The following is a 14,063-nucleotide window of genomic DNA, read 5'->3' as shown; positions in this document are numbered from 1 at the left end:
CATGTGAGAGTAGGTCATCGTCAAGATTAAATTCCGAAACCCCTATCTGCGTACGCAGGTAGGGGTTTTGTTTTTGCCGGCGGAAAACCCGAAAAAATCGCGGGGCTTAGCTCCGCGAGCGTGCTCAGTCACTGAGCTGAATGAAGGACGCCAATTGTCCGCTACGGAACATCTCATGGTACTGATCCAGATCTTCGACCGTATCGACTTCCAGCCAACCATTGTCGGTAAACGCGGCACGGGCGCTCCAGCCGTCGTCGATCAGGCTTTGCAGGAAGGTGGTCATGTACATGTTGTCGAAGTCTTTTCCATCGCGCAGCAATGACCGGTCCATCTGGTGCCAGGCCCGACGGAACGCGGCGACGTGATCGCCACGGACCTTGATCAACCCCATGTACTGGCCCTGGATCTCGCTGTAGTCCTTGGGTTTGCGGCCCAGTTCGATGATGCAATCGGCACTGTCCAGCTTCAGGGTCTCGGCGTCGGCCAAGGGGTTATCCATGCGGATTTCCCAGAATCGCCGCCATTCCCGGTCGATGGAGATCGCCAGTGGTGCATCGGTGGCCAGCAGGCTTTCCAGCACCGACGGTTGGTAGATGATGTCGCCATAGGCGATCAGCAGGTCTTCGCCGTCCACCATTCGCTGCTCCGCGCAGAAGAGAGTGGAGACCATGTTGGTTTCGGCGAAGCGCGGGTTGATGACCAGGTCCGCACCTTGATCCTGCAGGCACTCGGCGCGATAGCCGCCGACCAGCGTGATGTCATTCAGACCTTGGGTGTGCAGGACGTCCAGCTGGCGGTGCAGCAAGGCGCGGCCTTGCAATTGCACCAGGCATTTGGGGCGGTCGTCGGTGTACGGGCGCAGACGAGTACCTTGTCCGGCCGCCAGGATGATTACGCGCATGGTTGGTCCTTGCATGAAAATAGATGACGAATGAGGCGACTGTCGGCTGCGGCGTTGCTCGACGGACGCTCGGGATGCCACATGATGCCGACCCAGGGCAGGTCTTCGTGAGTCACGGCCTCGATGGACTCATCAGCGGCACGCACTCTGGCAAGGAGACTTGGCGCGAGGGTGCCCGGCGCAATGCCCCAGTTGTGGAAACTGTTCACCTCCACGTACCGCTCGAAACGCTCATCAATGCCAACGGGAAAGACCGGATGCATGCAGCCGGCATGGCCACTCAGCGGAACCAGCTCGCCGCCCAGGAAGTGATTGAGCATCTGCAGGCCGCGACACACGGCAAGCACCGGCAGTCGCCGAGATTCGGCCTGGGACAGCAGGGTGGTTTCGGTGGAATCGCGTTCCGCCGCGGTGTTGCTTGCTGCCGGCAGGTGCGCAAGGTCGTTGCCGCCACTGAGGATCAGCCCCTCGATGCCCTGGCGCAGCAGCCACGCTGCAGGGTCGGCCAGACCATTTGGAACCGGCACCGCATCGATGCCGAGACCTTCCAGCAAGGCTGCCCAGCGCTGGTCGAGGCAATCGCGGCGTTCGCCATGTCCGGCGATCTGTTCCACCCGTTGGGTGATCGCGATACGCATCACTGGATCACCCGGATGGTGCGGTTGCCCGCATCCAGCTCCAGCACCCTGGCGCTGGCCAGGGCGTTGTAATGGGTTTCACCGACGCCAAGTGCGGCTGGAAGTCCGAACTCCGCAGCGCGGATCGCCATGTGCGAATTGGCGCCACCATACAGGGTGATCAGTCCCGCGATCTGTCGGCCGAACAGCCAGTCGTAACCAGGGTCGGCTTGCGGGATCAGGGCGATACACCCTGCCAGGTCGGGTTCGTCGGCGCACTGGCTGAGGTCGACGCAGGCGGCACGCACCTGCCCCGTACCAACGAAGTTGGGTTGCGTTGCCGGATAGAGGAACACATTCAGATCCTCGGCGGTGCACAGCAGTGGCGGCAGTTCGATCGCCTGCAACTGCTGGTACAGGGCGCGGTTGCTTCGTGCGCTGGTAAGTAGCTGTTCCGCCAGTGCGAGATCCAAAGAGGCATCGTCGGACAAGGTAAGCAGGGTCTCGATCTCAAGATAGGCCAGTTTCTTGCGTGGAATGCCCAGCGACTCGGACCAGGTGACCAGTTCATCGAGTGCCAGCGACAGGTTGCGGGTAAAGGCGAACTTGGCGTACTCGCGGCCCTCGATGGACTGGCGCAGGAAGCGCTCCAGGCTTTCCGGATCATGCTCCAGGCCCTGTTTGGCAAGCGCGGCGACAAAGCGCGGCCGCGCTGCCTCCCAGAGTTGGCCGGCGTTGTCAGAGGCGCCAACATGCTGGGCGCTGACGCTGTCGACGATTGGCCGGAGATAGCGCTCGGGATCAGCGCGATAGCTCGGTGAATTGATGTCATAGGTGCCGGGACGCAGATGGCCGTACTGCTCGACGAAAGCCTCCCAGCTCAACTCCCCCCGGGCGCAGCGTTCTGCATTGTGGGTCAGCTGATGGCTGACCGTGCGAATGGAACTCAGGAAATCGTCCATTTCCGCCTCACTCAACACCCCGCTGCTGACCGCCGAGCGCAACAGGGTGATGGCGACGAAAGCACTGCGTGCCAGGTGGGCAAATGGCAGGGTGCCATAGGTGCGGCAATCGAACAGCAGTGCGCGGACTTTCTCCAGTGGCGGCATCGGGCGTTGGCGCAGTTGCTCGAAGCGCTTTTCCAGTTTGTCGATCTGCGCCAGGTCGCTGCCGTTGCGGCGTATCGCTTGGGCGCTGATGTCGCGAAGCCCTTGCTGCAACAGGTCGATCTCCGCCGACGAAAAGCCGCCCTGCGTGCCCAGGCGCTGGCGCCAGCGATCGAAGTCGAGCGCGAAACAGGTCGGAACCACATCGAACTCGACCTTGTCGTGCAGATGAGGGTGGCGCTCCAGCCAGTCGAGGTAGAAGTCTGCCAGGCGGCTGGCCAGCGCGTCGTCCAGCGTCGCAGGGATGAACGAATTGAAGCTGGCACGAATGTCGACATAGGGATGGCCGGCGAAGCTGACCAGCAGCGGTGCGGGGCGCACGTCCCGATAGCCGTACTCGGCCCGCTGGATCGCCCAGGTCTCGTCCATGATCAGATGACGGTAGAGGCTGGCGGCAAGGGGGTGCGGTTTGGTGCCGATGATCTCGGCCGGGTTCCAGTCCGGCATGATGCCGAACAGCGCTCGCTTGCCAACCATGAAGGGCGCCGGCGCCTGCAACTGCTCGAACTGTCGGCGAGCCTTGTCCAGGTGGGCATGGATCTGCTCATCGCCACCTTCCCGGTGCGAATGATCCACCGCGATGGGCCGGACCTGAAGGATATGCAGGCCGGCGTCGGCGGTGATGGCGAACTCCACGTCCAGTGAGTCGTAACCCAGCAGCGCTTCGATCTCTCGCAACGCGGGCAGCAAGCTCTTCAGGTTCTGCGGAATGTTGCTGCTGCCCTCGTCGGCACGACGCTGTATCACCAGGGTCTTGTGCTGGTCGCTGGTGCCGCTGGTGATGGATTCGGTACTGCCGCTGATGTCGTCGTAATTGACCAGGTAATAAGGTGCGCCGCTGCTCAGGCTGCGGGTGAAGGCGACGCCGCTGGCCAACACGTTTTCCAGCATCGGCTGCACCAGCACCTGGTTCTGCGGGTTGTTGTCCGGATAGGAGGCGATGACATGCTCGATGGCGTCGCGCAACGCGGCGGGTTCACTGCCATCGATGTCCAGCAGGCTGGCGTAGGCCCCGGCGTTGGAGTGGCCGAAGCCGTCTTCCGACAGGGCGCTGCTGCGGATCACCAGGCGTAGCTGCGGGAAGTGATCCTGGATTCCGCCCAGCACCCGTTGTTCGCTTTCCCGCCATTGCGCCACGGTGAAACTGACCTGGTCCTCGATGCGGCTGCACCTGACCATGCGCCTCAGGCGCCGCAGGGTCTGGGCCTTGGTGCCGAGTACGAAGTGGGCCAGGTCGCGGGGCTCGTTGAGCTCTGCCCAATCACCCTGGACATCGATCGCTTCCACGTTCAGGCCATTGCAACGCAGCATCTCGATCAGGTCGGAAAGGTTGCCCTTGCGGAACTGCCGTTGCAGGGCTGCCTTGTGCTCCACCAGAAAGGCGATGGCATTGGGGCCGAAATGCACGCAGCCGACGAACTCGGCGGAGGCGAGGGCAGGGGATATGTCCGCGCCCAGGCGGGTGATGCTCTGCTTGTGCAGCGATACCTTTTCGCAGCGTTCCAGATCGAAGTCGGTACGGCCCGCGAAACGGGTACGCCAGTGGCTGTCCACCGCGACGCAGACATCGGCCTGGCTGGCGTTCAGCGCGGTGGCCAGGCTGCGGCGGAACAGCACATCGGAATAGGACACCAGGCAGTGATGCTGCTCGCCGAGGTCGACCTGGAGGAACGAGAACGCCGCCTGGGTGGACTGCCATTCGGCGTTTTCCCAGTAGCGCAGTTGTGGATAGCGCTCGCGGATCGATTCGAGCCGGTAGCCACCGACGAAATGCACCGTGGACATGAGCGAGTCCGTGGCCTGGATCTGCCAGTCCATGACCCGGGCATGTCCGGAAGCACTGCGCAGCGCAGAATGTTCATCGCCTTGATAGGGCCGGCCCGCACCCAGGAAAATTACGGATGACTGCATCTTCGAGTGCTCGTTCCTTCGAAAAAAAACCACCTCGCGGTGGTTTCAAGGGTGTCACATCATTCGCCCTGATAAATGCAGCCACTCGTACAGGTCTCGTGGATCCGCACCTTGCTCAATTCCGGCAGCAACGGCTTGACCTGGTCCCAGATCCACTTGGCGATCACTTCGCTGGTCGGATTCTCCAGGCCGGGAATGTCGTTCAGGTAGTTGTGGTCCAGTTGATCGTAGAGCGGCTTGAAGATCGCCTTGATCTCGGAGAAGTCACGAATCCAGCCGGTATGCGGATCCAGCGGGCCGGTCAGGTGCAGGGCGACCTTGAACGAATGGCCGTGCAGGCGACCGCACTTGTGGCCGGCGGGGACGTTCGGCAGGCGATGTGCCGACTCGAAGGTAAATTCCTTGAAGATTTCCACGAATAATCAACTCTGAGAACCAATGCTGGGGCGCAGTTTACCAGCAAGGCCGTTACAAGGCTTGCAGATGGTCGCCCAGCGTGCCGCGTTCGACCATTTCGAGAAAGTCATCGCCCAGTCGCCGGCTCTCGCTCATCGCCGTGTGCCAGTAGCGCTGGCGCGCCGCCGCGTCGCCCATGAAGCGCTTGAAGTCGCTGCGGTCCGGCAGTTTGCCGTAAGGCAGGCGCGCCAGGTACTGCGGGGATGGCGCCAGCAGCAACACATCCCGCAGGCGCCCGGCATCGCCACGGCGCCAGGGCAGGGCCTTGTCGAACCAGCCGGGAATCACCTTGTCGGTGAAGTGCGGGTAGAGCACGACATCCTCGCCGCTGTAGGGCAGGTCCAGGTGATAGTCGAGCAGGCCGCCGTCGCGGTAGGTGCCGGCACCGGCACCGGGGATATCGCGCACGCCTTCCATCACCATGGGAATCGAACCGGAGGCTAGCAGGGCATGGCGCAGGTTCTCGCCGGCCAGCGGCAGGAAGCGCGACGGGAAGTCGGTGAGCGGCTGCAACGGCGGTGCGCTGCGGGCGTCGTGCAGGATGACGCGCTCGAAATGTCGGGCCAGTCGCGGCCGGCCGATCAGGTTGTCGGCGATCACCGACGACAGGCCGATGCCCAGGCGCCCGCGATGATCGTCGGCGAGCAGGCCGTGGCTCTTCACCACGACGATGTTCAGACGATAGTCGGGATTGTCGAGGATCCTCGCATCGCGGCCTTCGAGCAGGTCGTCGAGCATGCGCTGGCAACTCAAGGACACCTCGGCCTGGGTCACGCCCCTGGCGAAGTCCTGCGCGGTGTACAGCTCGCCGAGGCGGCGGATGGCACTGGCCGGATCGGGCAGGCAGGCGCTGGCGAAGCGCCAGGAACCGATGGACGCGCCGATCAAGGCGCGTTCCCGTGGCGCCCCCGGCAGCCATTCACCGAACAGCGCCAGGTCCAGCCCCTGGATGCCCAGGGCCTTCGGTCCGCCCGCCGCTCCTGGCAGCACACCGACATCCGCTGCACTCAGGCCACCCTGGCGAATCCGCGCCAAGGCGCGTTTGCCGGCCTTGAGGGTCAGCGCGGGATATTTGCTGTGGATGGCGGTCATACGGTTCTCACTCGGCTCTGCGCTATCATGGCGCCAGCTGTTTTCAGGTTCAATTAAGTTCGCCTCGGTAGACTTTCCACCGTACCCGATCGATCCCTGTGGAGGAAACCAACATGAAAACTCTGACCGCGCTGTTCGCAACCGCTGCCCTGGCCCTGAGCGCCAACGTCGCCCTGGCCAAGGACGTGCAACCCGATGAAGTGGTGAAGCTGGTGCAGGAAAAGCAGATCCAGTCCCTCGACGAACTCAAGCAGAAAGCCCTGGCCAAGCATCCCGGTGCTACCGTCAAGGACAGTGAGCTGGAAAACGAATACGGCCGCTATATCTACAAGGTCGAATTGCGTGACGCGCAGAACGTCGAGTGGGATGTGGACCTGGACGCCAAGACCGGCGAGATCCTCAAGGATGCCCAGGACCACTGATGCCGCACCTTCTGCAACCGGCCCGCTGGCTAGCCCTCGCGCTGCTGGCGGGCTGCTCGCTGGCCCTGGCCCGCGACCTCGACCAGGATGAGGCCCTGCACCTGCGCCAGGAGGGTGTCATCCTGCCTCTGGAACAGCTGCTGCAGTCTGCCCTGGGCCGTTATCCCGGCGCGCGCCTGCTGGAGGCCGAACTGGAAGAGGACGACGATATCTATGTCTATGAAGTGGAACTGCTGACCCGCGAAGGCGTGGTCCGCGAGATCAAGCTCGATGCCGCCAAGGGCACGCTGCTCAAAGATGAGGAAGATGACTGATGCGCCTGCTGCTGGTCGAGGACAACGTCTCCCTCGCTGACGAACTGACCGCGAGCCTGCAACGCCTGGGCTACGCGGTGGACTGGCTGGCCGACGGTCGCGATGCCGTGTACCAGGGCGCCAGCGAGCCCTATGACCTGATCGTGCTGGACCTCGGCCTGCCCGGCGTGCCCGGCCTGGAAGTGCTGCAACAGTGGCGCGCGGGCGGCCTGGTGACCCCGGTGCTGGTCCTGACCGCGCGCGGTTCCTGGGCTGACCGCATCGAAGGGCTCAAGGCCGGCGCCGACGATTACCTGAGCAAGCCCTTCCATCCCGAAGAGCTGCAACTGCGCATCCAGGCCTTGCTGCGTCGCGCCCGCGGCCTGGCCAACCAGCCGACCCTGGAAGCCGCCGGCCTGCACCTGGACGAAGGCCGCCAGTGCGTCAGCCGCGGCGACGAGGACGTGCAGTTGACCGCCGCGGAATTCCGCCTGCTGCGCTATTTCATGCTGCACCCGCAACAGATCCTCTCCAAGAGCCACCTCGCCGAACACCTCTACAACGGCGAAACCGAGCGCGACTCCAATGTCCTCGAAGTCCACGTCAACCACCTGCGGCGCAAGCTCGGACGCGGCGTGATCGAGACCCATCGCGGCCAGGGCTACCGGTTCGGCGGGGCGGTGGAGTGAGGTCGATCCAGTCGCGTCTCAGCCTGGGCCTGGTGCTCATGCTGGTGGTGGTCGGGCTGAGCCTGGCCCAGGTCAGCCTGTGGCTGTTCGAGGTCGGCCTGCACCGCTACCTGGAAAACGGCCTGCGCAAGGAAAGCGAAAACCTGCTGGTGGCCCTGGTCCAGGGCCAGAACGGGGTCGAGCTGGACCAGCGCCGCATCTCCGCCGCCTACAACCGGCAATTCTCCGGTTACTACTTCCGCATCGACTTCGAGGGCAAGAGCTGGCGCTCCCGTTCACTTTGGGACACCGAGCTGCCACGGCCGCAAGCTGCCGGCCTGCGCGAGGGTCTCGAAGCAGGTCCGGAAGGCCAGCAACTGCTGGTCCTGCGTTCGGACTACCGGCGCCAGGGGCAGTCGATTTCCATCAGCGTCGCCCAGGACTACACGCCTATGCGCGACGGTTTTCGCCGCATGCAGCAGATCGGTCTCGGCCTTGGCTTGCTGGCCTTGGTCATGGTGCTGGTCCTGCAGCGGCTGATCGTCAAGCGCTCGTTGCGCCCGCTGGAGCGCGCCCGGGAACAGATCGCCCAGTTGCAACAGGGCAAGCGCAGTCAGCTGGACAGTGAAGTCCCCACCGAGCTGGAGCCGCTGGTGGCGCAGATCAACCACCTGCTGGCCCATACCGAGGACAGCCTGCGCCGCTCGCGCAATGCCCTCGGCAATCTCGGACATGCCCTGAAGACCCCGCTGGCGGTGCTGCTCAGCCTGGCGTCCAGCGACCGCTTGCGGGAGTCGCCGGAACTGGCCGCGCAGCTGCGTGAGCAACTGGAACAGATCCAGCAGCGTCTCAGCCGCGAACTGAACCGCGCGCGCCTGGCGGGTGACGCCTTACCCGGCGCGCATTTCGATTGCGACGCAGAGTTGCCGGGGCTGCTCGCGACCCTGGGCATGATCCATGGCGATGGCCTGCTGATCCGTCACGATGTCCCCGGCGGGCTGTCGTTGCCCTGGGACCGCGAAGACCTGCTGGAGCTGCTCGGTAACCTGCTGGACAACGCCTGCAAGTGGGCGGACAGCGAGGTGTGCCTGGGCATCCGACAGGCCGCCGACAGCTATCAGCTATGGGTCGACGACGATGGCCCGGGCATTCCGGCAGAGGCCCGCCAGGGCGTGCTGGAGCGCGGGGCGCGGCTGGACGAGCAGGTGGCCGGGCATGGCCTGGGGCTGGGCATCGTGCGGGATATTGTCGAGGCCTGGCATGGCCGGATCGACTTGCGCGAGAGCCCGCAGGGTGGGTTGCGGGTGTACATCGAGTTGCCGCGCAGGGCAGGGCGCTAGGATTCAGCAGGAACGTGTGGGAGCGGGTTTACCCGCGATGACGATAGTGCGTCCACTACTGCAATCGCGGGTGAACCCGCTCCCACAGAGTCCGAGTCGAGCCCGCTATCCAGGCTCTGCACAGACTCCCAGGACCATCAAACCCGGAAATGATCCATCAGGCTCTGCTGCTGGTTCGCCAGGCTGTTCAGCGCTTGGCTGACCCGCGCCGATTCGTCGGCCTGGTGCGACAGCGACTCGGTCACATCACGGATGGTCGCCACGTTGCCGCTGATTTCCTCGGCCACTGCGCTCTGCTCCTCGGCAGCACTGGCGATCTGCAGGTTCATGTCGGTGATCACCGCCACCGCCTCGCCGATCTGGCGCAGTGCGGTCACCGCCTGGCCGACCTGCTCGACGCTGCCCTGGGCCTGGCGATGGCTGCTGTCCATGGCACCCACCACTTCCCGGGTGCCGGCCTGCAGCTGCTCGATCACGTGGCGGGTTTCCTCCACCGACTCCTGGGTGCGCTGGGCCAGGTTGCGTACCTCGTCGGCGACCACCGCGAAGCCACGCCCGGCCTCGCCGGCACGGGCTGCCTCGATGGCCGCGTTGAGTGCCAGCAGGTTTGTCTGCTCTGCGATCGAGCGGATCACCTCCAGCACCGAACCGATCTTCTCGCTGTTCTCGGCCAGGCCCTCGACCTGGCCCATGGCGGTGTTCATGTTGGCTGCCAGCGAGTCGATGCTGTCGGTGGTCTGGTTGATCACCGCCAGCCCCTGGCGGGTCGCCTGATCGACATCGCGGGCCGCCTGGGCGGCCTGGGCCGCGCTGCGGGCGACGTCATGGGCGGTGGCGCTCATCTCGTGGGAGGCGGTGGCCACCTGGTCGACCTGGCGATACTGCTGCTCCATGCCGGCGCTGGTCTGGCTGGCAATGGCCGAGGACTTGTCGGCGGTGTCGCGGGCGGCGTGCACCGAGCTCTTCACCTCGGCGATGGTCGGTTGCAGCTTGTCGAGGAAACGGTTGAACCAGCCGGCCAGTTCGCCCAGCTCATCCTGCTTGTTGTAGGCCAGGCGGCTGGTCAGGTCGCCGTCGCCGCTGGCGATCTCGCGCAGGCGATGGGCGACGTGGAGGATCGGCCGGGTCACGCCACGGGCCAGCAGCCAGATCAGCAGCAGGCCGACCACCGCAGCCAGCAGGCCCAGGCCCAGTTCGATCACGGCACCGCTGGTGTTGCGCTGGTCGAGCTCCTGCTTGAGGGCTTCGGCCGGGCCGATCAGGGCGCTTTCCGGGACGTCCAGCAGCACGCCCCAGGGCTTGGCGCCCGGGGTTGGCGAGAAGGAGGCGAGCACCTTGAGGCGGCCTTCATGCTGGAGGCTGTGCAGCGAGGTGCCGTCGCCGAGCAGGCGCAGCAGTTCCGCGCCGCTGGCCTTGTCGACCTCGATCACGCGCTGCGCCAGCTTGCTCGCATCCGGGCTGTAGCCGGCGAGCAGGCCGGCCGGGCTGATGATGCCGATCTGTGTCTGGCCGCCGTAGAGGTTGGCGCTGGCCTGCTTGCTCATGGCCTGCAGGCTGTTCAGGTTGATGTCGATGGACAGGGTGGCGATCACCTTGTCGTTGACGATCAGCGGGAACACGATGCTGGTCATCAGCACCTGCTGGCCGGCGATCTCATAGAAGTAGGGTTCGGTGATGCAGGTCTTGCGCGTGGTCCGCGGGCACACCGACCAGGTGTTGGCCGGCTCGCCGCTCGGGCCGATGCTGGTGTCGGCCATGTCGCGCTCGGGCAGGGCCATGGAAGTCAGCTGGCCCGGGGTCGGTTGCGACCAGTACAGGGCGAAGCGCCCGGTCTCGTTGCTGCCGATGGCCTCCTGCTGGGCGAAGAGTTCGTCCTTGCCGTCCAGCGCGTTCGGCTCGAACACCAGCGACAGGCCGAGCAGGTCGGGGTTGGCCTGCAACGCCGAACGCACCTGGCGGGTCAGGTCTTCGCGCAGGTCGAAGGCATCGAGGAAGCGCTTTTCCGCCTGTTCGCGAAGGAACAGCACCTGGCGCGAGAACCCCGCACCGTACTGGTAGGCATCCATGAACTGGCGGCGGATGTTCAGCGCCTGGACCTCGCCCTGGGACTCGATGCGGCCCTCGGCCGCTTCGGTGAGCATTTGCATGCTGCTGGCCTTGACCAGCTCCGTCGTGTGCTCCATGCGATACAGCGAAAGACCGACCAGCAGGGTGACGATGCCGGCGAGGCACAGTCCGGCGAGCAGGGTGATCTTCCATTGGATGGAAAGCTGTCTGAGCGACATTTGGCGAAATCCTTTGAACCAGAATAAATAGACACTGCCGACTTTAACGGCCGTTTCGCTTGTTTCTTTATTCAAACAGTCAATTGAATTGCGCCGTTTTCGGTCATTCAGGCGACCCCTGCACCGGTAGGGGGCGTTGCGCTTTGACAACGGGGGAGGGCTGCTTCAGAGTGGGCGCCTTCCAATAAAACATACCGTCATTCGGCCAGTGCCTGAGGGCAAAACTGTCGCCGAGGCTTTTGCTTTTCGTTTGTTTTCAAGGGGTTTTCAAGCAATGAATGCAGTAATTGCCGCGGTCGGCATCATGCTGATATTGAGCCTGTCCCGCGTGCATGTGGTCATCGCCCTGATCATCGGTGCGCTGGTGGGTGGGCTGGTCGGTGGGCTGGGGATCGAAGGCACTCTCAAGGCCTTCAATGGCGGGCTGGGTGGCGGTGCCACCGTGGCCTTGTCCTACGCCTTGCTCGGCGCCTTCGCCGTGGCCATCGCCAAGTCCGGCCTGGCCCATGCCCTGGCCGATCGCGCCCTGGCGATGTTCCATGGCCAGAGCGAGGGCCAGGGCGCACGGGTCAAGTGGCTGCTGGTCGGATTGATGCTGGTGGTGGCGATTTCCTCGCAGAACATCCTGCCGATCCATATCGCCTTCATCCCGCTGCTGGTGCCGCCGCTGCTCTACGTGCTGACCCGCCTGCAGATCGACCGGCGCCTGGTGGCCTGCGTCATCACCTTCGGCCTGATCACCCCGTACATGTTCCTGCCGGTGGGCTTCGGCAACATCTTCCTCAATGAGATCCTGCTGGCCAACGTCGCCCGCAGCGGCGTGGACATCAGCGGCGTCAACGTCACCCACGCCATGGCCATCCCGGCCGCGGGGATGCTCGCCGGCCTTCTGATCGCGGTGTTCTTCAGCTACCGCAAGAAGCGCGTGTATGACCTTGAGAAGATCGAGCAGGTCGAGCAGGTGGCGGTCAGCTACAACCCGCTGACCCTGGTGGTGGCCGGTTGCGCCATCGCGGCGGCGTTCATCGTCCAGCTGTGGCTGGACTCGATGATCATCGGTGCCCTGGTCGGTTTCCTGATCTTCTCGGTGTCCGGCATCGTGCGCTGGAAGGACACCGACGACCTGTTCACCGAAGGCATGAAGATGATGGCGATGATCGGCTTCATCATGATCGCCGCCTCCGGTTTCGCCGAAGTGATGAAGGCCACCGGTGAAGTGAAGACCCTGGTGGAAGCCTCGGCGGTGTGGATCGACCACAGCAAGGGCATCGGCGCGTTGCTGATGTTGCTGGTGGGCCTGCTGGTGACCATGGGCATCGGCTCGTCGTTCTCCACCGTGCCGATCCTCGCGGCGATCTTCGTGCCGCTGTGCGTGCAGCTCGGCTTCGACCCGATCGCCACCGTGTGCATCGTCGGCACGGCGGGGGCGCTGGGGGATGCGGGTTCGCCGGCGTCGGACTCGACCCTCGGCCCGACCTCGGGGCTGAACGTCGATGGCCAGCATCACCATATCTGGGACACGGTGGTGCCGACTTTCATCCACTACAACCTGCCGCTGCTGGCAGCGGGGTGGGTGGCGGCAATGGTGTTGTAAGTCAATCGGGCGGGCAGCGGGGACCTTGTGGGAGCGGGTTCACCCGCGATTGCAGGAGTGAATTCACCGACGCAATCGCGGCGGTCCGGCGTCCCGGTGAACCCGCTCCCACAGGGTCCGCGTTGTTCTTTTGATCTTCAGCCTTTCTTCGGCGGCGGCGAGATCCGGTTCAGCACCGTGTCGCCGTTCTTGTCCTGGGTCAGGTACACCGGCAGCACCTTGGGCAAGGTACGCACCAGGCGCTTGACGTCGCCGGTGTTGTAGATGCCGCTGATGCGCACGCTGCCGGTGCTGGCGTCGGCCAGGCGCAGCGGGCTGTCGAGGTAGCGGTTGATCAACGGCAGGGCCTGGTCGAGGGTGAGGTTGTCGATCACCAGCTTGCCGCTGCGCCAGGCCAGGCTGGAGTCGTTGGCGTAGGTCTGGTTCAGGCGCGGTTCGAGGTCGCCGGCCTGGTAGCTGGCCTGCATGCCCGGACCAAGACGATAGCCACTGCCCAGCTTGAAGCTTTCGCTGCTGACCAGCACCGAGCCTTCCACCAGCGTCACCTTGACCTGGTCGCGGTACTTCCACACGTTGAACTGGGTCCCGGTGACCTGGGTCTGGCCACTGCCGGCACGGACCACGAACGGGTGCTGGACATCATGGTGGACCTTGAAGAACGCCTCGCCCTTGCTCAGGGTGACCCGCCGCTCATCCTTGTAGTGCAGGTAGCGCAGCGAAGTGCCCAGGTTCAGCTCGACCTCGCTGCCGTCGCCGAGGGTGACGGTCATGCGGCTGTCGGTGCTTTCCACGGACTGGTAGTCATTGGGCAGCCAGCCCTGGTCCCAGCCGATCCAGCCCGCCAGGGGCAGGGCCAGCAGGGTGATCACCGCTGCCGAAGCATAATGCCGTGCACGCTGCGGCCGGGGCCGTTGCTTGACCGGCAGATGCAGGACACGTGCAGGGGAAGGGGGGCGCGGCAGGTGGTCGGCGGTCACCCAGATTTCCTGCATCGCCTGGTATTCCTCGCGGTGCAAGGGGCTCGCGGTCAACCATTTCTCGAATTCGGCATGTTCCGCTTCAGTGCAGTCCTCGGCGTGCAAACGCATGCACCAATGCGCGGCGGCATCGGTGATGGCATTCAACTCGGCATCGCTGGGGCTGACCTGATTCATTGAAACTCCCGGTTTCGGCCATTCTACCCTTGCGCGGCAGCGTGCAGGAACCGAGATCATGGCGAATCACTATCAGTTGTGAGATTTATTTGCAGGAAATCCCCTACAAAATCGATTTTTCCCGCACAAACCGACCAATGGTCGTGAAAAACCGGCGAGTC

12 protein-coding genes and 1 pseudogene are annotated in these 14,063 nt (G+C 64.2%); 5 read left to right on the top strand and 8 right to left on the bottom strand.

Annotated features, from left to right (window positions below):
* Nucleotides 1-124: 124 nt before the first annotated feature.
* From V0R59_RS25745 to V0R59_RS25725, 5 genes are read right to left on the bottom strand one after another with little or no spacing between them, the layout of a single operon-like run.
* On the bottom strand, nt 125-904 hold the full coding sequence (locus V0R59_RS25745) for a phosphocholine cytidylyltransferase family protein (RefSeq protein ID WP_330077472.1): 780 nt from the start codon (nt 902-904) through the stop codon (nt 125-127).
* Complete coding sequence (locus V0R59_RS25740) at nt 895-1,542, bottom strand: gamma-glutamyl-gamma-aminobutyrate hydrolase family protein (RefSeq protein ID WP_330077473.1); 648 nt, start codon at nt 1,540-1,542, stop codon at nt 895-897. The genes V0R59_RS25745 and V0R59_RS25740 overlap by 10 nt, the downstream gene beginning before the upstream one ends.
* Nucleotides 1,542-4,598: a PEP/pyruvate-binding domain-containing protein gene (locus V0R59_RS25735; RefSeq protein ID WP_330077474.1), complete on the bottom strand. Its 3,057-nt coding sequence runs from the start codon at nt 4,596-4,598 to the stop codon at nt 1,542-1,544. The genes V0R59_RS25740 and V0R59_RS25735 overlap by 1 nt, the downstream gene beginning before the upstream one ends.
* A 59-nt stretch (nt 4,599-4,657) precedes the next feature.
* Complete coding sequence (gene queD / locus V0R59_RS25730; protein WP_330077475.1) at nt 4,658-5,014, bottom strand: 6-carboxytetrahydropterin synthase QueD; 357 nt, start codon at nt 5,012-5,014, stop codon at nt 4,658-4,660.
* A 52-nt stretch (nt 5,015-5,066) separates the two neighbouring features.
* Nucleotides 5,067-6,146, bottom strand: a complete 1,080-nt coding sequence (locus V0R59_RS25725) for a patatin-like phospholipase family protein (protein WP_330077476.1) — start codon at nt 6,144-6,146, stop codon at nt 5,067-5,069.
* Nucleotides 6,147-6,259: 113 nt separating this feature from the next.
* On the opposite strand from V0R59_RS25725, the gene V0R59_RS25720 reads away from it, so the two are divergent.
* Genes V0R59_RS25720 through V0R59_RS25705 form a run of 4 tightly spaced genes read left to right on the top strand, consistent with a single transcriptional unit; the run spans nt 6,260 to nt 8,869 of the window.
* Nucleotides 6,260-6,568, top strand: coding sequence for a PepSY domain-containing protein (locus tag V0R59_RS25720; RefSeq protein WP_330077477.1), 309 nt, complete (start codon nt 6,260-6,262; stop codon nt 6,566-6,568).
* Nucleotides 6,568-6,882, top strand: coding sequence for a PepSY domain-containing protein (locus V0R59_RS25715; RefSeq protein ID WP_330077478.1), 315 nt, complete (start codon nt 6,568-6,570; stop codon nt 6,880-6,882). The genes V0R59_RS25720 and V0R59_RS25715 overlap by 1 nt, the downstream gene beginning before the upstream one ends.
* The gene (locus V0R59_RS25710) at nt 6,882-7,550 is read left to right on the top strand and encodes a response regulator transcription factor (RefSeq protein ID WP_330077479.1); all 669 of its coding nucleotides are present in this window, start codon (nt 6,882-6,884) and stop codon (nt 7,548-7,550) included. Before V0R59_RS25715 ends, V0R59_RS25710 begins: the two co-directional genes overlap by 1 nt.
* On the top strand, nt 7,547-8,869 hold the full coding sequence (locus V0R59_RS25705; protein WP_330077480.1) for an ATP-binding protein: 1,323 nt from the start codon (nt 7,547-7,549) through the stop codon (nt 8,867-8,869). Before V0R59_RS25710 ends, V0R59_RS25705 begins: the two co-directional genes overlap by 4 nt.
* 137 nt (nt 8,870-9,006) lie before the next feature.
* On the opposite strand, the gene V0R59_RS32080 is transcribed toward V0R59_RS25705, so the two are convergent.
* Both V0R59_RS32080 and V0R59_RS32075 read right to left on the bottom strand, forming a co-directional pair.
* Nucleotides 9,007-9,762 (bottom strand): methyl-accepting chemotaxis protein, encoded by a 756-nt coding sequence (locus V0R59_RS32080; protein WP_375547413.1) that lies wholly within the window; start codon nt 9,760-9,762, stop codon nt 9,007-9,009.
* A 102-nt stretch (nt 9,763-9,864) separates the two neighbouring features.
* Nucleotides 9,865-10,935 (bottom strand): annotated as a pseudogene (locus V0R59_RS32075) (HAMP domain-containing protein); the annotation flags it as partial.
* A gap of 493 nt (nt 10,936-11,428) precedes the next feature.
* Between V0R59_RS32075 and V0R59_RS25695 the strand changes: the two are divergent.
* Nucleotides 11,429-12,748, top strand: a complete 1,320-nt coding sequence (locus tag V0R59_RS25695; RefSeq protein WP_330077482.1) for a Na+/H+ antiporter family protein — start codon at nt 11,429-11,431, stop codon at nt 12,746-12,748.
* A gap of 137 nt (nt 12,749-12,885) precedes the next feature.
* Here V0R59_RS25695 and V0R59_RS25690 read toward each other — a convergent pair whose 3' ends face one another.
* Nucleotides 12,886-13,902 carry a FecR family protein gene (locus V0R59_RS25690; protein ID WP_330077483.1) on the bottom strand — a complete coding sequence of 339 codons (1,017 nt, stop codon included), beginning with the start codon at nt 13,900-13,902 and terminating at the stop codon, nt 12,886-12,888.
* Nucleotides 13,903-14,063 lie beyond the last annotated feature (161 nt).

This window comes from Pseudomonas ulcerans (genome assembly GCF_036324125.1).
GTDB classification, from domain to species: Bacteria; Pseudomonadota; Gammaproteobacteria; order Pseudomonadales; family Pseudomonadaceae; genus Aquipseudomonas; species Aquipseudomonas ulcerans.
Note: the sequence above shows the minus strand (reverse complement) of the source record. Positions and strands in the feature narration are given on the sequence as shown.

What these genes read in the sequence shown, in the direction of transcription:
- V0R59_RS25720 (WP_330077477.1), top strand. Translation starts at nt 6,260, where the DNA reads ATGAAAACTCTGACCGCGCTGTTCGCAACCGCTGCCCTGGCCCTGAGC.
- V0R59_RS25740 (WP_330077473.1), bottom strand. Translation starts at nt 1,542, where the DNA reads ATGCGTATCGCGATCACCCAACGGGTGGAACAGATCGCCGGACATGGC.
- V0R59_RS25735 (WP_330077474.1), bottom strand. Translation starts at nt 4,598, where the DNA reads ATGCAGTCATCCGTAATTTTCCTGGGTGCGGGCCGGCCCTATCAAGGC.
- V0R59_RS25745 (WP_330077472.1), bottom strand. Translation starts at nt 904, where the DNA reads ATGCGCGTAATCATCCTGGCGGCCGGACAAGGTACTCGTCTGCGCCCG.
- V0R59_RS32080 (WP_375547413.1), bottom strand. Translation starts at nt 9,762, where the DNA reads ATGGAGCAGCAGTATCGCCAGGTCGACCAGGTGGCCACCGCCTCCCAC.
- V0R59_RS25715 (WP_330077478.1), top strand. Translation starts at nt 6,568, where the DNA reads ATGCCGCACCTTCTGCAACCGGCCCGCTGGCTAGCCCTCGCGCTGCTG.
- V0R59_RS25725 (WP_330077476.1), bottom strand. Translation starts at nt 6,146, where the DNA reads ATGACCGCCATCCACAGCAAATATCCCGCGCTGACCCTCAAGGCCGGC.
- V0R59_RS25690 (WP_330077483.1), bottom strand. Translation starts at nt 13,902, where the DNA reads ATGAATCAGGTCAGCCCCAGCGATGCCGAGTTGAATGCCATCACCGAT.
- V0R59_RS25695 (WP_330077482.1), top strand. Translation starts at nt 11,429, where the DNA reads ATGAATGCAGTAATTGCCGCGGTCGGCATCATGCTGATATTGAGCCTG.
- V0R59_RS25710 (WP_330077479.1), top strand. Translation starts at nt 6,882, where the DNA reads ATGCGCCTGCTGCTGGTCGAGGACAACGTCTCCCTCGCTGACGAACTG.